19 protein-coding genes and 2 pseudogenes are annotated in these 16406 nt (G+C 57.6%); 14 read left to right on the top strand and 7 right to left on the bottom strand.

The genetic code is table 11. The annotated features are described in order from the left end of the window. Window positions 1–605: hypothetical protein (locus KP701_RS11220; protein WP_215747247.1), on the bottom strand; the 605-nt coding region annotated here is incomplete at its 3' end. Between the two features lie 145 nt (window positions 606–750). Here KP701_RS11220 and KP701_RS11215 point away from each other — a divergent pair. Next, complete coding sequence (locus KP701_RS11215) at window positions 751–1428, top strand: ParA family protein (RefSeq protein ID WP_062499712.1); 678 nt, start codon at window positions 751–753, stop codon at window positions 1426–1428. A gap of 553 nt (window positions 1429–1981) precedes the next feature. On the opposite strand, the gene KP701_RS11210 is transcribed toward KP701_RS11215, so the two are convergent. Together KP701_RS11210 and KP701_RS11205 are read right to left on the bottom strand one after the other, a co-directional pair. After that, window positions 1982–2911 carry a replication protein RepA gene (locus tag KP701_RS11210; RefSeq protein WP_099282478.1) on the bottom strand — a complete coding sequence of 310 codons (930 nt, stop codon included), beginning with the start codon at window positions 2909–2911 and terminating at the stop codon, window positions 1982–1984. Between the two features lie 227 nt (window positions 2912–3138). Further along, the gene (locus KP701_RS11205) at window positions 3139–4587 is read right to left on the bottom strand and encodes a site-specific integrase (protein ID WP_211561859.1); all 1449 of its coding nucleotides are present in this window, start codon (window positions 4585–4587) and stop codon (window positions 3139–3141) included. 112 nt (window positions 4588–4699) lie between these two features. Here KP701_RS11205 and KP701_RS11200 point away from each other — a divergent pair, with 112 nt between their 5' ends. Next, window positions 4700–5146: a hypothetical protein gene (locus KP701_RS11200; protein ID WP_062499862.1), complete on the top strand. Its 447-nt coding sequence runs from the start codon at window positions 4700–4702 to the stop codon at window positions 5144–5146. 74 nt (window positions 5147–5220) lie between these two features. On the opposite strand, the gene KP701_RS11195 is transcribed toward KP701_RS11200, so the two are convergent. Continuing rightward, window positions 5221–5961 carry a hypothetical protein gene (locus tag KP701_RS11195; protein ID WP_232309400.1) on the bottom strand — a complete coding sequence of 247 codons (741 nt, stop codon included), beginning with the start codon at window positions 5959–5961 and terminating at the stop codon, window positions 5221–5223. Between the two features lie 69 nt (window positions 5962–6030). Continuing rightward, entirely contained in the window at window positions 6031–6219 is a 189-nt protein-coding gene (locus KP701_RS11190) for a hypothetical protein (protein WP_064275565.1), read from the bottom strand. A gap of 161 nt (window positions 6220–6380) precedes the next feature. Here KP701_RS11190 and KP701_RS11185 point away from each other — a divergent pair, with 161 nt between their 5' ends. From KP701_RS11185 to arsH, 7 genes are all read left to right on the top strand, one after another. Further along, on the top strand, window positions 6381–6635 hold the full coding sequence (locus KP701_RS11185) for a type II toxin-antitoxin system Phd/YefM family antitoxin (RefSeq protein ID WP_064275564.1): 255 nt from the start codon (window positions 6381–6383) through the stop codon (window positions 6633–6635). Continuing rightward, on the top strand, window positions 6635–7063 hold the full coding sequence (locus KP701_RS11180) for a type II toxin-antitoxin system VapC family toxin (RefSeq protein ID WP_194265691.1): 429 nt from the start codon (window positions 6635–6637) through the stop codon (window positions 7061–7063). Before KP701_RS11185 ends, KP701_RS11180 begins: the two co-directional genes overlap by 1 nt. 19 nt (window positions 7064–7082) lie before the next feature. Next, on the top strand, window positions 7083–7301 hold the full coding sequence (locus KP701_RS11175; protein WP_215747246.1) for a hypothetical protein: 219 nt from the start codon (window positions 7083–7085) through the stop codon (window positions 7299–7301). 118 nt (window positions 7302–7419) lie between these two features. Next, window positions 7420–7773, top strand: coding sequence for a helix-turn-helix transcriptional regulator (locus KP701_RS11170; protein WP_194255977.1), 354 nt, complete (start codon window positions 7420–7422; stop codon window positions 7771–7773). Continuing rightward, a complete protein-coding gene (gene arsC / locus KP701_RS11165; protein ID WP_062499621.1) occupies window positions 7770–8192 on the top strand; it encodes an arsenate reductase (glutaredoxin) in 423 nt (140 codons plus the stop codon). The genes KP701_RS11170 and arsC overlap by 4 nt, the downstream gene beginning before the upstream one ends. Then, window positions 8192–9487 carry an arsenic transporter gene (locus KP701_RS11160; protein WP_288144835.1) on the top strand — a complete coding sequence of 432 codons (1296 nt, stop codon included), beginning with the start codon at window positions 8192–8194 and terminating at the stop codon, window positions 9485–9487. Before arsC ends, KP701_RS11160 begins: the two co-directional genes overlap by 1 nt. 21 nt (window positions 9488–9508) lie before the next feature. Then, the gene (gene arsH / locus KP701_RS11155) at window positions 9509–10207 is read left to right on the top strand and encodes an arsenical resistance protein ArsH (RefSeq protein WP_010505757.1); all 699 of its coding nucleotides are present in this window, start codon (window positions 9509–9511) and stop codon (window positions 10205–10207) included. Between the two features lie 183 nt (window positions 10208–10390). Here arsH and nhaA read toward each other — a convergent pair whose 3' ends face one another. Then, window positions 10391–11596 carry a Na+/H+ antiporter NhaA gene (gene nhaA, locus KP701_RS11150; RefSeq protein ID WP_062499618.1) on the bottom strand — a complete coding sequence of 402 codons (1206 nt, stop codon included), beginning with the start codon at window positions 11594–11596 and terminating at the stop codon, window positions 10391–10393. A gap of 421 nt (window positions 11597–12017) precedes the next feature. On the opposite strand from nhaA, the gene frmR reads away from it, so the two are divergent. The 5 genes and pseudogenes from frmR to KP701_RS11125 all read left to right on the top strand — a co-directional run. Further along, window positions 12018–12293: a formaldehyde-responsive transcriptional repressor FrmR gene (gene frmR, locus KP701_RS11145; protein WP_025829448.1), complete on the top strand. Its 276-nt coding sequence runs from the start codon at window positions 12018–12020 to the stop codon at window positions 12291–12293. A gap of 41 nt (window positions 12294–12334) precedes the next feature. Continuing rightward, on the top strand, window positions 12335–13444 hold the full coding sequence (locus KP701_RS11140; protein WP_016738644.1) for an S-(hydroxymethyl)glutathione dehydrogenase/class III alcohol dehydrogenase: 1110 nt from the start codon (window positions 12335–12337) through the stop codon (window positions 13442–13444). A 59-nt stretch (window positions 13445–13503) separates the two neighbouring features. Continuing rightward, on the top strand, window positions 13504–13905 hold the full coding sequence (locus KP701_RS11135) for a VOC family protein (protein WP_003618982.1): 402 nt from the start codon (window positions 13504–13506) through the stop codon (window positions 13903–13905). Window positions 13906–13929: 24 nt separating this feature from the next. Further along, on the top strand, window positions 13930–14757 hold the full coding sequence (fghA, locus tag KP701_RS11130) for an S-formylglutathione hydrolase (RefSeq protein ID WP_211562493.1): 828 nt from the start codon (window positions 13930–13932) through the stop codon (window positions 14755–14757). A gap of 180 nt (window positions 14758–14937) precedes the next feature. Beyond that, window positions 14938–15447: pseudogene (locus tag KP701_RS11125) on the top strand (transposase); the annotation flags it as partial. Window positions 15448–15489: 42 nt separating this feature from the next. Here KP701_RS11125 and KP701_RS11120 read toward each other — a convergent pair. After that, a pseudogene (locus KP701_RS11120) lies at window positions 15490–16367 on the bottom strand (IS3 family transposase); the annotation flags it as partial. Window positions 16368–16406: the final 39 nt, after the last annotated feature.

The raw sequence follows: 16406 nt of genomic DNA, 5'->3' as shown, positions 1-16406 counted from the left end.
ACCCACGGACTACCGCAGGGAAGGGATCTCCCCCCGGCCTTCGGCTCTTCCAGTCCGCTACCCGCTACCGAGCTATAATGGATAGCCGCTACCCACGGACTACCGCAGAGACGGGATCTCTCCCCAGCCTCCGGATCTTCCAGTCCGCTACCCGCTACCGAGCTATAATGGATAGCCGCTACCCACGGACTACCGCAGGGAAGGGATCTCCCCCCGGCCTTCGGCTCTTCCAGTCCGCTACCCGCTACCGAGCTATAATGGATAGCCGCTACCCACGGACTACCGCAGGGAAGGGATCTCCCCCCGGCCTTCGGCTCTTCCAGTCCGCTACCCGCTACCGAGCTATAATGGATAGCCGCTACCCACGGACTACCGCAGAGACGGGATCTCTCCCCAGCCTCCGGATCTTCCAGTCCGCTACCCGCTACCGAGCTATAATGGATAGCCGCTRCCCACGGACTACCGCAGGGAAGGGATCTCCCCCCGGCCTTCGGCTCTTCCAGTCCGCTACCCGCTACCGAGCTATAATGGATAGCCGCTACCCACGGACTACCGCAGAGACGGGATCTCTCCCCAGCCTCCGGATCTTCCAGTCCGATACCCAAAAGACGAGAGGGTAGCGGCTATCTTGTCGGTAGCGGCTACGTCTCGGCTATCCGCTATCTTGACGGTAGCGGGTAGCATATATATATCCAGCATAGTTCACAGGCTTAGTTCCAGCTACGGCACGATCTCTGGAAGGAAACAAAAATGCCGATCATTGTGTTTGCGAGCAGCAAGGGAGGCGTAGGTAAGACGACCTCTGCATTGACACTGGCCTCGGTGCTCGCCGCTAATGAGGTAAAAACAACATTGGTCGACGCCGATCCCAATGCTCCTCTCTGCCGATGGGCAGAAAGGTTTCCCGATGCGGTTCCTGCCGCCCTGACGGTGGTATCTGCTTTGGGAAGTGACGTTGCGGAGGTCGTCGACAATGCGTCTGATCCTTTCGTCATTGTCGATCTCGAAGGAAGCAAAAACGTCGAGGTCAGTGTTGGCTTAGGGCGGGCTGATCTCGCGCTAATCCCTATGAAGGGAAGTCAATTAGATGCGGACGAGGCTGCCAGCATTATCAAGCTCATCAAGAGGCAAGAAACCGTATTCAAACGAACCATACCTTTTCGAGTATTCTTCGCACAAACATCTCCGATTATCACCGACAAGGGCATGCGCGAGATCAAACAGCAGCTCGATGAAAACGGTATTCCCATGATGGGTACTTCGTTGGTTGAGAGGTCTGCATTTAAAGCACCATTTCGCCTGGGTGGCACAATTTACGATCTGTCACCTAAGGAGGTTCGCAACCCGGCTGTAGCTATCGAGAACGCTGAAGCATTCGCAACGGAGGTTCGGGACGTGCTCGTACAAACAGCCGAACAGCACGCTTGAGATGGAGTAAGTGACGATGGATGAACCACGGAAGGCGGCTAGAATCGATTTCGGTGCAGCTGTTGACTCAATTACGCCGCGCCGCCCGAAAATCGATAAGAGTACAACCTCAGCCGCGATTGCGGATGCCGCACAGGCGGGCTTCACAGGCAGATCAGATAAGGTAAACATTGACGGCCGTTCCCTGAGAAAAAGCGGGCGGACAGCACAACTAAACATCAAGCTTCGTCCCGAAACTAAGGCTCAGTTTTTAGAGCGAGCTCAGGCATTTCCGAATACGGAAGACTTTGTCCGTCATCTACTAAGCCTTCTCAACGGATCAGAGTAAGCCGAAGAGGAGAGGGAGCTGGAAAAGCAGGGCTTCAAAAGTGCACACTTACAGCCCCTCCCTTTGCAGGGCTTCAAAAGTGCACGGTTAGCCTGTCCGCACCTACATACAGGCGCGCCGTGAGAAGTTTTTAGGAATGGCAGAGAGGCAGGCTTCAAAAGTGCACGTCAATGGGAAGCAAAACCGCTGGCAGTGGCTTCAAAAGTGCACGGCACAAAACAGATCCTACAGCTTTAAGCTTATCGCTTTTTTTCCAACAGGGGGCTGACCTGGGTATAGTATAATTCCTTTGCCATCATCCTGTTCAAGGACCTTCGCAGCAGGGTAAACCGCTAATGCAAGCTGTAGGTTAGGCAAGAAACGGGCTTTAAAATTCTTTAATTGCCCGAAATTTAGGCCGAATTGTGCCTTCAGCCCATGCCAAGTTATAGAAGTGGGCCGACTAAGGGAATGTAACCGGTATGCAAGCCATGAATAGATATCCAGAGCCATACTGTTATTACTTAGAGCCCTGATTGCTGCCTCGTCGAGCGGCACCGGATGACGACGAAGACCATCAAAAAATCCCTCTGATAAGCGGGCCATGTGCATGTAGGTCTCGTTGTCGCCCTCTGCAGAGGGATCCATGAAAACGGCGGAATCCATGATATTTTGGTTAGTCAGACCTACAGTTCCGCCTCTCTTCACTTCAAAAGACAAACGAGACCTTGATATTCGCTCCATTTGATCGCGGACGATCTGAAGGTTCTTACCGCCAATGGGGATATTCATTCTTCCCATCCAAGCACGAAGACTTTTGCCGAGCTCAATATCTCTTGAGTTTGTCCTGATGGCTTCTGACTGTAGATATATGAGTATTAAACGGGCTCGGCTACCGTATGGCACGCCTACAGGTACCGGTTCTCCTGCAGCGCCCCGTTTCATTCCTGGTTCAATAATCAGGCAGACTTGGTCGCTCTCGAGCTGCCATCCTTTATGATCAGCTAATCGCCGGTGCGGCAATGCAGCCTGACACCAGCCGGAGTACAGAAACCCTACGCCATTTTGCTCGTCAGCCATGTATGCTGCGGCGGCCTCAACGACCTGACGATCAATATCAAGTTGGAGCGCGGCCTGCCGACCGTTGTCCTGCAAGATTTTGTGTAGGGTTTGCATCACCGTCTCTCCGCTTAGTTTTGACTATGGTGAAGGGGGACGTGTTTGTCAGCGTGCACTTTTGAAGCACGAGCTATTAGGTTTATTAGTTATTATTAGTATAGGCTTCAAAAGTGCACGGGATAACGCCATCTTCTGGCGGTTTTCCTATCTCACATTCATATATCGGCGCTTCAAAAGTGCATGCCGTAGCTACAAAAGTGCACAGCTCCATGTGGGCGACTCTATCAAAACCGACTGCGCCCTGGATGCTTGGTCATGGCGTCCTCGACCTCGATATATTTTTCCACCACGCCGAAGGTTTGGTGGCGCGAGAAACGCTTGAGCGAGACCAGATCCGTGCCGTCACGAGCTCCTGTGGTGATCGCTCCGCGTCGCAGGCTGTGCCCACTGAAATCGCCTGTCACTCCCGCATCCAGGCAGCGCTTCTGAATGATGCGAGCCACAGACCTGTCAGACAGCGCCTCTGAACCCATCGCGGGCGGGGCAGGGGGCTGACCGGCCTCGGCAGCAGGCGGGAGCCACACCCGCCGGAAAACCGGTCCCTTGGCGTCGGCCAGTTTCGCCTTCCGAAGCCACGCTTCATAGGCCCGGACCGGACACAGGGCAGTAATGCCGCGCGGGATGGCGACTTCGACACCCTGACTGGTCCGGTCCCCCTTGGACCGGTCCAGCCGGATCCGCATCCCGTCATCATCGAGCGCTACATTCTCCAGGCACAGCGCCGCCACTTCGGACCGTCGGAGGGCGCCGGCAAAGCCGAGCAGAAGAATGGCCCTGTCGCGGACGCCCACGAGCTCGGTGCTATCGATCTGCTCGATGACCTCGCTCAGCAGATCCCAGGTCAGCCCCTTGACCTGACGGGACGCACTTTCCGTTGACGTCCTGCGAATGCCTGCAACCGTTTCAGACACAAGGGCATGGGAGGTCGGGACGGGAACCTGGGCAACATGGTGCAGATAGCGCAGTGCGGCACGGTGCAGATCCACCGTCGCGGGCCGCTTCTTCTGCAGCGCAAGATCAGCCAGGTAGGCGGCAACATCCTCGCTGCGGGCGGGCAGGGCAGGGAGCGCATGTCCTGCCGCCCATGCGCACCAGGAGCGCACGGCCGAGCGATAGGTCCGGCGTGTGTTCACTGCCTTCGCCGCCCGGGAATAGGTCTTCGAGGCGCGCTCCGCCGTCACCAGCGTCCCGTCATAGTCGGGCAGGGCCTCGTCGGTCAGGGCGTCGAACCACTGCAGGACGGCGCCAGACTGCTGACCCAGAGGAGAGGCCAGCGGCGCCAGCGTGGCCGCCTGCGATCCCGCCTTGCGCCGTCTGGCGGCCTTCGGCCTGAGCCAGGCGACGAACACCGGGTCGGGTTCGAGATCCAGAGCAATCGCCAGTTCGTGCCCGGAGGGCAGGGCGGTCAGATGGGCACTGGCGATGGCCAATGCCTCCTCCGCCGTCTCGACATCGGTGGACAGGACCGTGTCTTCGGCAAATTCGTTGTCGCGGTATTCGATGCCGCGAATGACCAGAGAGAGACGGGGGGAGAAGCGACCGGTCGAGAGAAGCGCTACCGCTTCTGTCAGATCGCCGGCAGGAAGCTGCTGCCGGGTCTTCTGGTCCAGCCGGTCCAGGACGGCCTCACGGGCAGCCTTTGCCGAGCCTGCGATGTGAAGATGGCTGAGCATGAACGCCTCCGCGAAACCAGAACCTAGCTTCTGATAGCATGAAGCCGGGGCAGGGCAGAGAGGAGAACAAACCCTGTCCAATACAGACCGGAAATGTGTTAACGAAGACTGAATGCCGATCCGACCGGAACTGAAAGCGCTTTATCCTCCCAACTGGCCCGAGCTGAGCCGACAGGTGCGGTTCGAGCGGGCAGGGGGTGTCTGTCAGCGCTGCGGCCGGCCGCATGGACATCACCTTCAGGTGCTGCCGGGTGGTCGGTGGAAGCATCCGGAGACGGGGCACTGGTTCAATGGCCGGGGCAGGCGCATCTCGCCTCCGGACCTGATCGAGCATCTGCAAATACGACAGACGAAGGTGGTTCTGGCAGCGGCCCATTTGAATCATGATCCCACCAGCAACCGGCTGCGCAATCTGCGCGCGTTTTGTCAGCGCTGCCATCTGCTGCACGACCGGATGTATCATCTGGCTCAACGACGCCTGACCTTGCGACGGCGCCTGGCGCTCGGGGATCTGTTCGAAGGTCTGTATCGGGCCGGGGTCCCGCCTCTGCGCCTGTAACGGGTCAGATCAGGCATCCGTCTGGACCGCGACGCTGGCCTCCAGCCGGAGCGGGGAGGGGAGTGATCTGTTTCCTATCGCTCACCGATCAGATGTTCAATGTGCGTAACGTGCCCGGCCCTGATGCCAACGCGCGTCTGCGCCTGCCGCACGAATTTCCGGTTCAGCTCGCGGGCCAGCGTTTCGCCGTCCCTGATCGGCACAACACTGTAGGTTCTGATTGCCCAGGAGATATCGCACTGCCAGTCGGTATGGCGGCTGCGCGTATGCCACTGCTTCATGGCCTGGTCTCCGCATCGCGCCGCTTCGGGGTGGTTCCAGCCATTCACCTCTGCCATCCAGGCCAAAGCGGCATCCTGCCGGCCCTCGGTCATGGTCTTTCCCCAGTGACGCACGCCATGGCAGTCCGGACAGAGAGAAATCACCCCTTTGAGGGTCTGGATCCGCCGCTCGTCGTCATACGCCCATCCTTCGTCAGCTTCGACCGGCCATTGGGGACCCCGTCCTCCGCACACCCGGCAACGGGATCCGGATCGCGCATAGGCATCCTTCCGGATCCGGTTCCAGTCTTCGGGCGCCAGGAAGGCGCGAAGATTAAAGCCCCACAGAGCCTGCGGCACCATCCACGGGCGGATGTAGGGGGCCTTGCGGTCCGGCCGATACCGGTAAGGCACGAAAGGCAATAGAGCGTCGAGCTTGTCCCGGTGCGCCATCCAGCACTTCTGCTCCCCGTTGAACGTGGCACCGCCCCGGGCTGCTTCCTTACGGCGCTCAAACGGGACGCAAAGAGGAATGAGTGTCGTCAAGGCAATCACCATAACAGGGACGGCCGAGCATGGCCGCCGTGGAAAGAGGGAATGTCGAGGCACTCGGGATATATCCCGTCAATGCTGATGGGACGACCCCGGATCACCCTCCCGCTTCGGGGCCACGCTCGCGTTTCCCTCAGTCGCGTCAACGGAACTGTCCCTCGGCCGCGGGCTTTCCGAAGAGGCTGTGCGGCTGCGCGCCTCCGCCACGAGGCGTTTGACGCGCTCGACTGCCATTGCACCACCATGCTCCATCGTGTTCATCGGCTTTCTCCGTTCAGAATGTCAGCTTCAGATCGGGCACCTGCCCTGTGAAGGACACTAGCTGGCCCGTTTGTGAGTGCAGACCGGAAGAGCCCGATTTCTGTGGCGCTGCCTGCGTCATTGTAGTAATGTCGCTACATAAGAAACAGGAGGCTCCCGAGATGACTGTCACCACATTTTCCAGTCGTGAGTTCAACCAGGACACGTCCCGGGCGAAAAAGGCTGCCGTTGAGGGGCCTGTCTTCATCACCGACCGCGGCAAGGCGGCGCATGTTCTGCTGAGCATCGACGACTATCGCCGGCTGACCCACAGACCGCGAAAGATCGCGGATGCACTCGCCCTGCCTGGTGCCGAAGATATCGACTTCGATCCGACGCCCATGACCCTCGGCCTGCGTCCCGCGGACTTTGGCTGATGTTCCTGCTGGACACGAACGTTGTTTCCGAACTGCGAAAGGTGCGGGCGGGCAGGGCCGACCCTAATGTCGCCAGATGGGCAGAGCAGGTGGAGGCCGAGACCCTTTTCCTGTCTGCCGTCACCGTCATGGAGCTGGATGTCGGTGTCATGCGGATCGAGCGCAGGGATCCCGCCCAGGGAAGCGTTCTGCGGAACTGGCTGGAGAACTACGTGCTACCCGAGTTTTCGAAGCGGGTGCTTCCCATCGATCTGGCGGTCGCCCGCCGCTGCGCTCACCTGCATGTTCCGGATCCGGGCCCGGAGCGCGACACCCTTATCGCCGCGACCGGCCTGGTACATGGCATGACGGTTGTGACACGGAATACGGATGATTTCCGGTATTCGGGGGTGCCACTCCTCAATCCATGGAAAGCACAGCATGACTGATCACCGGCAAGACTGCAGCATGGCCGATTGTGAAGCCCTGTTCGTCGAGGGACTGAGGCAGTTCGTGGATGCCTGCGCGTATATCAACGCCGCCCTCCCGAACGAAGCGGAAGACGCCCCCTGGACAGTAACGATGCATCGTCTTGCAGCGAGCGCTGCTGAGGCAGCGGAGAACCTTGAAAATCCCTCCGCAAGTGAGATTGCCCTATGGGCAGATGAGGCAATGAAAGTCCGCTAAGGGGGGTAAGCGGAATGTCTGGTCTGAGCAGAAAAGTTGAGGAAGCCGACAGTCGTGATCTCCGTTTCCTCACACAGGATAGCTTGACTTACGACAATACATCCACAATACCGGATATATGGATACAGAATCTACCCTCGCAGCCCTGAGCGCCCTGTCGCAATCCACAAGACTGGAGATCTTTCGCCTGCTGGTGCGCTACGAGCCGGACGGATTACCCGCCGGAGATGTCGCGCGGCATCTCAATGTCCCACAGAACACGATCTCGGCCCACCTCGCCACCCTGACCCGTGCCGGCCTGCTGACCTCGCAACGCGATAGTCGGCTGATCGTCTATCGCGCCTGTCTTCCGCGCCTGCGTGACCTGCTGCTTTTCCTTGTCAGGGACTGCTGCGCGGGCAGTCCCGAACTCTGCGCGCCTCTAGTCGCGACCCTGTCCTCCTGCTGTCCCTCCCCGGAAGCCCGCTCATGACCATCACGATCTATCACAACCCGGCCTGCGGCACGTCGCGCAACGTTCTGGCACTGATCCGCAACAGCGGCGAAGAACCCCGGATCATCGAATATCTGAAAAAGCCTCCCAGCCGTGCGGAACTGGTCGATCTGATCGCCCGTATGGGCGTTCCGGTGCGCTCGGTCCTGCGGGAAAAGGGCACGCCCTTTCACGAACTTGGCCTCGATAATCCGACCCTGACGAACGATGCGCTGCTCGACGCCATGATCGCACATCCGATCCTGATGAACCGGCCGATCGTCGTCACCCCCCTCGGTGTTGCGCTCTGCCGTCCGTCCGAGACGGTTCTGGACATCCTGCCCAACCCCCAGCGTGACGCGTTCGCCAAGGAAGACGGCGCGAAGATCGTCGATGAAGCCGGAAAACGGATCGTCTGATGCTGGCTCTTGCCATTTTCATTGCTACACTGGTTTTTGTCATCTGGCAGCCTCGGGGGCTGGGCATCGGCTGGAGCGCAATGGCAGGTGCCGCCGTGGCCCTGGCGTCTGGAGTGATCCACTGGCACGACATTCCTGTCGTCTGGCACATCGTCTGGGACGCGACCTTCACCTTTATCGCGCTGATCGTCATCTCGCTATTGCTGGATGAGGCCGGGTTCTTCCATTGGGCCGCCCTGCACGTCGTGCGCTGGGGCAAAGGACGAGGCCGGACGCTATTCCCGCTGATCGTGGTGCTGGGAGCGGCCATTGCAGCGGTTTTCGCCAATGACGGCGCGGCCCTGTTGCTCACGCCCATTGTCATTGCCATTTTCACTCAACTCCGCCTGAGCCATACGGCAGCCCTGGCCTTCATCATTGCGACCGGCTTCGTCGCAGACACCACAAGCCTGCCGCTGGTGATTTCCAATCTGGTGAACATCGTCAGCGCCAATTTCTTCCGCATTGCGTTCGATCGCTATGCCGCCATCATGGTCCCCGTCGATCTGGTAGCACTTGGTGCAACGCTTGCCGTCCTGTGGCTATGGTATTGGCGGCAGGTGCCTGCGACCTATCCCGTCGCCGAACTGCCAGCACCCACCACGGCCATTCGTGACCACCATGTATTCCGGGCGGCCTTTCCGCTGTTGGCCCTGGTTCTGGCGGCCTATTTCCTGACCGCACAGTTTCATATCCCGGTCTGTGTCGTAGCCTGCCTGGCCGCCGGAATCCTCTTGCTCGTCGCCGGATATGGCCGGGTCATCCCTGTTCTCAAGGTGCTGCGGGGTGCCCCATGGCAGATCGTGATCTTCTCGCTGGGTATGTATCTGGTGGTGTATGGCCTGCGCAATGCCGGGCTGACCGACTACCTTGCAACCGCACTGGTCTGGCTTGGTCATCAGGGGACGTTCGCTGCCACGATAGGCGCCGGCTTTCTGGCGGCTGTTCTGTCGTCTATCATGAACAATATGCCGAGTGTGCTGGTCGGGGCGCTGGCGATCCAGCAGGCTCACGACATCACGCCGCTGACACGCGACCTGATGATCTATGCCAACGTCATCGGCTGCGATCTCGGGCCGAAATTTACACCGATCGGCAGTCTCGCCACGTTGCTGTGGCTGCATGTGCTGGCATCCAAAAATCATCGGGTCACATGGAGGCAGTATATGAAGGTCGGACTGGTGATCACCCCGCCCGTCCTGCTGGCAACACTCGCGGCGCTGGCCCTATGGCTGCCCCGGATCAGTCACCCGTAATACACGACAGGACCGATATATATGACCGAACCTGAGCTGCCAGCCTTGCATCCGGAGTATCTTGAACCGGTCGATCTCGCGCGGCTGGAACCGCAACCGCGTGTGGACCATCCGCCGCGTATCCTTCTGCTCTATGGCTCTTTGCGTCCCCGCTCGTTCAGCCGCCTGCTGGTGCTGGAGGCAGAGCGCATTCTGAAAGTCCTCGGCGCCGAGACACGGGTGTTCGACCCGACCGACCTGCCGGTAGCGGATTCCGTGCCCGCGACCCATCCGAAAGTGCAGGAACTGCGGAAACTCTCGATCTGGTCGGAAGGTCAGGTCTGGTGCAGCCCCGAACGGCACGGCAACATCACTGCCGTGTTCAAGAACCAGATCGACTGGCTGCCGTTGTCCGAAGGCTCAATCCGCCCGACGCAGGGCCGTACGCTGGCGGTCATGCAGGTTTCGGGTGGATCGCAGAGCTTCAATTCCGTCAATGGCCTGCGGGTGCTGGGCCGGTGGATGCGGATGTTCACCATCCCCAACCAGTCCAGCGTGCCAATGGCCTATACGCAGTTCGGTGACGATGACCGCATGAAGCCGTCCCCCCTTTATGACCGGATGGTAGATGTCATGGAGGAACTGATGAAATTCACATGGCTGCTGCGCGACCGGGCCGACTATCTAGTGGACCGCTATAGTGAACGTAACTCGGAACACCGCTTGCCTGAAAAGCTATGAGCCGGGCTGGCGCGCATTTCTGGCATACGACGTCGGCTTATCAAAACCCTAAGCGACCCACCTTACGACCGAGATGAGGGCGACCGCCGCTTGTCCGCACGGCTCCTGTTGAGCGGACAAGCGGTTTAGGGGGGACAGCAGAATGTTGGCTCCGAGTGGTATCTCTCTCGTACCGGACATCCTCTATTGAGAAGGTAGCCGGTCGTGTTGGGGTAAGAAGCGTAACCAGAGCCACCCCATCAGGGCAGACAAAACAGAGCCGGCAAAGATGCCCATCTTGGCTGGGGTCACAAGATCTGATCCGGAAAATGCCAGATTTGCGATAAATAGACTGATCGTGAATCCAATGCCACACAGCAGCGAAAGACCAAACAACATCCCCGTTGGCGTTTCAGCCGGAAGCGTGGCGATCTTCAGATGGGTCGAGAGTATTGTTACACCAAAGACGCCGACCGGTTTGCCAACGATCAGTCCTAACATAATCCCGAGCGGAGCAGCCTCCAGCATCATGTCCGGATGAACGCCAGCTAGTGAAACACCCACGTTCATGAAACCGAACAGCGGTAGAACGACCCAGGTAACGAACGGGGTCAATGCAGAAGATGTCCGATCGAGTGGCGTAGCCTGTCTGGCATCCATTCCTGAGGTGACTGCCGGAAGGCATAGGCCGGTGATGACCCCAGCAAGCGTCGGGTGCAGACCGGAATCCAGAAGCGCCACCCACAACAGAACGCAACCGGTGCCGTAGCTCCAGAGGGTTCTGATCCCAACCCTGTTCGCGCCGACCAACGCTGCAGTCACGATCACGACCGCGATCAGCGCCGGCCAATACAGAGCGCTCCCATAAAACAGGGCGATCACCACAATCCCCAGCATATCATCGAAAATGGCAAGCGCCATCAGCCAGGCCCTGGCTCCCGGCGAGACATGCCTTCCAAGAGCAAGGATGATTGGCAACGTGAACGCAGCATCCGTTGCAACAGGAACGGCCCAGCCGCGTGTCGCTTCTGGATGCCCGCATGTCACCAGCAGATACGTCAGGGCAGGCACGATCATTCCACCCAATGCTCCGATAAGCGGAAGGGCGATGCGGCGTAGTGATGAGAGGTGCCCAGATACAATTTCCTTTTTGATTTCGAGAATGACCACCAGAAAAAACAGGGTCATGAGCCCGTCAGAGACCCAGGCGTCAATGTTTTCTGGCCCCCGCTTTCCCAAGATGGGCAATTTCATGGGCGCTGTTATCAGGGTGCCGTAACCCGACGCCCATGACGAATTCGCCAGGACAAGACCCAACAGGGATGCAAGCATGAGGACAGACGCCCCACCTGCGGGAGCGGCCAGAAAACGTCGGATATGCACTGTGGGCGCAACAGAAAATTTGCTCATTTCTCTTTGTTGAATGAGACAGGCTTCCACACAAGCCTGTAGAGATGCGCTACCTTGTCATAATGTTTCTATTAACGCCCGATTTTCGGACGACCGTTTAACGCGGTTTATGTCCGGCTTGTAGGCGTAAGCAGCAGGTCCGCTTACGCCTCATGTCGGTCGTTTGGACCACAAGGTTGTTTGCCAAATAGCGGACATCAGCGCTTCAAAGCCTCGTTGCAGAGATTGTCTGGATCTCACTAATTGTACCTCTTGAATGATCCCAAGACACAGACGGGCAACCCATGGACGTTGTGATGAAAATTTCAGCGATACGGAATTGTGATCGGATCATATGACAAGCACGCCCTTGGATCCTCGTCATACTGCCCTATAGTATGACAAGGATACTCAAGGGTAGTATATTCGGGAGTAAGCGTTCGTGCCGCACACACCAGCTGAGAAAAAGCGCGTTCTGACTCGCGTGCGCCGTATTCGCGGGCAACTTGATGCGCTGGAACAGGCTTTGGAGAAGGGAACTGATTGCGGTCCGGTGCTGCAACAGGTGGCGGCTATCCGGGGAGCGATCAACGGATTAATGGCCGGTGTTCTCGAAAGCCACCTGCGGGAAGAATTTGTTGAGTGTGCCGGTGATCGCGATGCTGCCAGTGGTTCGATCGAGAATGTGGTGTCACTCGTTCGATCCTATCTCCGGTAATGCCCTCGATGCTGGCTGATAGGTTATTTGGAGAAAAAATCATGAAATCACGGGCCGCAGTTGCTTTCGAGGCGGGTAAGCCCCTTGAGATTGTCGAGATCGATGTAGCACCTCCTCGTGCTGGTGAGGTGCTCGTGCAGATCACGCATACGGGTGTGTGCCACACTGATGCGTTTACCCTGTCAGGGGATGATCCCGAGGGACTGTTCCCAGCCGTTTTGGGTCACGAAGGCGCGGGAATTGTCATCGAGGTCGGAGAAGGGGTCACCAGCGTTGCCCCCGGCGACCATGTCATTCCGCTTTACACGGCGGAATGCGGTGAATGTCTGTTCTGTAAGTCGGGAAAAACCAATCTCTGCATTTCAGTGCGCGCCACACAGGGTAAAGGTGTGATGCCGGATGGCACGACACGCTTCTCCTACAAAGGTCAGCCGATCCATCATTACATGGGGTGTTCGACGTTCAGCGAATACACGGTTGTCGCCGAGGTTTCTCTGGCAAAAATCAATCCCGCATCCAATCCAGGGCATGTCTGTCTGTTGGGATGTGGCGTCACCACAGGGATTGGTGCGGTACACAACACGGCCAAGGTGCAGCCGGGAGATACGGTTGCCGTCTTCGGTCTGGGCGGGATCGGTCTGGCGGTCATTCAGGGAGCGCGACAGGCAAAGGCTGGCCGGATTTTCGCTATTGATACCAACCCGGAAAAGTTTGAACTTGCCAAGGCCTTCGGTGCTACGGAGTTCCTCAATCCGAAGGACTACGACAGACCGATCCAGCAGGTTCTGGTGGAAATGACCGGCTGGGGTATTGATCACACCTTTGAATGTATCGGCAACGTCAATGTCATGCGCGCGGCGCTGGAAGCCGCGCATCGTGGATGGGGGCAGTCGATCGTCATCGGAGTGGCAGGGGCCGGTCAGGAGATATCAACCCGTCCCTTCCAGCTTGTGACGGGGCGTTCGTGGCGCGGCTCGGCTTTCGGTGGGGTCAAGGGACGCAGCCAGCTTCCCGGCATGGTCGAAGATGCCATGCGTGGCGATATCGAACTTGCGCCTTTCGTAACCCACACCATGCCGCTCGAAGACATCAATACGGCCTTCGATCTGATGCATGAAGGAAAATCCATTCGTTCCGTCATTCATTTCTAAGGTCTGCGTCTCACCGCGCAACATCATTTCCAATGGTTGGAAATTACAGGAGAACGATCATGGCAGTTATTTCCGGTGACGGTGTTTTCTCTCACGTTTTTCTTGGGGCAGTGGATACTGCGGTATCCGCGAAATTCTATGACGCCGCGCTTGCGGCTCTGGGCATAAAAAACCTGGGGCCGTTCGGGCATGGGTGGATTCTGTATGGCCGCGAAAAGCCAGCCTTCATCATTGCACGTCCAGGCAACGGTGAAGCGCCCTCAAGCAACGGTGTCACCATCGGTTTTGCAGCAGCGACACCCGCCGAAGTGGAGGCTTTTCATGCTGCAGGTCTTGCCAATGGGGGAACCGATGAAGGCGCACCCGGCCCGCGAAGCCACTTACCGGGCGCTTACGCTGCCTATCTCCGGGATCCGGCAGGGAACAAGATCTGCAGTTATACCTTCACGGACGGTAACTGACATGCGCAAAAGGCAGTGAGAGCCATGGAACGCAAGGAAACACACGCCTCTTTTGGGGGCGTGCAGGAAGTCTGGCGACACAAGTCCGTGTCGTTGGGTGTGGAAGCAAACTTCGCGATCTACCTGCCCCCGCAGGCAAAAACTGAAAAGGTTCCCGTTCTTTACTGGCTCTCCGGTCTGACATGTACGGAGCAGAATTTCATTGGCAAGGCTGGCGCGCAACGCGTGGCCGCAGAACTGGGCATCGCCATTGTCGCGTCGGATGCCAGTCCACGGGGCGTGGGTGTGGCTGATGACGATGCGTACGATCTTGGACAGGGTGCCGGATTTTACCTCAATGCGACGCAGGAGCCGTGGGCTGCGCATTATCGGATGTATGATTACGTCGTCACGGAACTTCCTGCGCTGATTGAGGCGAGCTTTCCGGTTACGCAGCAGCGAGGCATTGCGGGACATTCGATGGGTGGATTTGGCGCCATCATGATCGCGCTGCGTAATCCTGGCCGCTATCGTTCTGTGTCAGCCTTTTCACCCATTGTGGCGCCAACGCAGGTACCATGGGGTGAAAAAGCATTCAGTGCTTATCTGGGGCCGGATCGTGCCAGTTGGGCAGCCTATGACCCGCTTGAACTTGTGCGGACAGCGAAGGAAAGACTGCCTGTTCTGATAGATCAGGGTCTGGCGGACCAGTTTCTGAAAGAACAGCTCAGGCCAGAACTGTTCCAGGAAGCCGCACAGAATGCAGGGCAGGAACTCATCCTGAATCTTCGTCCTGATTACGATCACAGCTATTATTTTGTAGCCAGTTTTATTGCAGATCATCTCAGATATTTCGTGAGTAAACTACGATGAATAGATTGTCAGTTTTTTGGATCTGGAATTTTCTGGCTTTGAGTGGAGATAAAATCTGTTAGGGGCATCTTTCAAACTGTGAAATCAGCTGGCAGCTTTCCGCACCTGGAGGGTTCGAAAAACTCTCTGGTTATGAGGCCCTGTGTGTGATTCCATCGTTCATCTTACGATGAGGGATGGATGATGATGCAGCCCGGTTTTTTTGATGTTGAAGATCGCCTGGCTCGTCTGAGTGGGCTTGGTGACCAGCTCGAAGCGTTTTCCCGGACTGTGGATTTTGAAGTATTCCGTCCTGACCTGGAGAAGGCTCTGGCCTATGCGGACGGGAGCAAAGGCGGCCGTCCGCCGTTTGATCCGGTGCTGATGTTCAAAATCCTGGTGATCCAGACGCTGAATAATCTGTCCGATGAACGGACGGAATATCTGATCAATGACCGCCTGTCCTTCATGCGTTTTCTTGGTCTGGGGCTGTCAGATCGCGTGCCCGATGCCAAAACGGTCTGGCTGTTTCGCGAGCGTCTGACACAGGCGGGTGCGGTCGATGGTCTGTTCAATCGCTTTGATGCAACCCTGCGGAACGCTGGTTATCTCCCGATGTCAGGGCAGATCCTGGATGCAACGCTGGTCGCGGCTCCCAGGCAGCGCAACACAAATGCTGAGAAAGCGGATCTGCGTGAAGGGCGGATCCCACAGGGTAATCCCCCCATTTTTAGTGGGGCATTGAATGAGAATTCAGGCAGCTGTTTTTAGTTTCTGGGCGGGGGTTAGCCCGCTGTTCCCCATGTTGGGTCTGTCATGGTTATATGTCCAGAGCCATTGTGTTGCGACCTCCTGCACGTCCTGAATGCTTTCAAACAAATACTGCTCCAGCCATTCCTGCCGGACAGTTCTGTTGTAGCGTTCAATATAGGCGTTCTGCTGCGGATTACCCGGTTGCGTATAGATCAGGGTAATCCCCTGTTTTTCGGCCCATGAAACCAACGTATGACTGACATATTCAGGGCCATTATCCATTCGGATGGCTTCTGGCCTGCCACGCCACTCCATAACCTGTTCCAGACAGCGGACAACCCGACAGGCTGGCAGGGAAAAATCAACCTCGATCGCCAGTCCTTCACGATTGAAGTCATCCAGAATGTTCAGGAGCCGAAAAGCACGTCCATCCATCAGCCTGTCCGCCATAAAATCCATGGACCAGACCCTGTTGGGAAGGGTCGGAACCGACAGCTTTTCAGGCTTTTCGCGAACCAGACGCCTGCGGGGTTTAATCCGCAGGTTGAGTTCCAGTTCCCGATAGATCCGATAAACCCGCTTATGATTCCAGAGCTGTCCCTGCACATTGCGCAGATACAGGAAACACAGACCAAATCCCCATCTCCTGTGAGCCTGGGTCAGTCCCACCAGAAGAGCGGCAATCCTGTCGTTCTCCGCTGCCAGTCGCGGACGATAGCGAAAGCAGGTCTCGGATATCCCAAAAATCCGACAGGTCAGCGCAATGCTGACCCCATGATGCGCCACAGCTTGTGCGGCCAGTTCCCGGCACTGGGCTGGCCGCTTCATTTTTTTCCAAGGGCTTCCTTCAGGATATCCGTCTGCATGCTCAAATCCGCTGACGTGCCCCCCGGAAATATAACCATTTAAAAGTAGAG

It is taken from the genome of Gluconobacter sp. P1C6_b, from assembly GCF_018811945.1.
Lineage (GTDB): Bacteria > Pseudomonadota > Alphaproteobacteria > Acetobacterales > Acetobacteraceae > Gluconobacter.
This window is presented reverse-complemented; position numbering and strand designations above follow the sequence as displayed.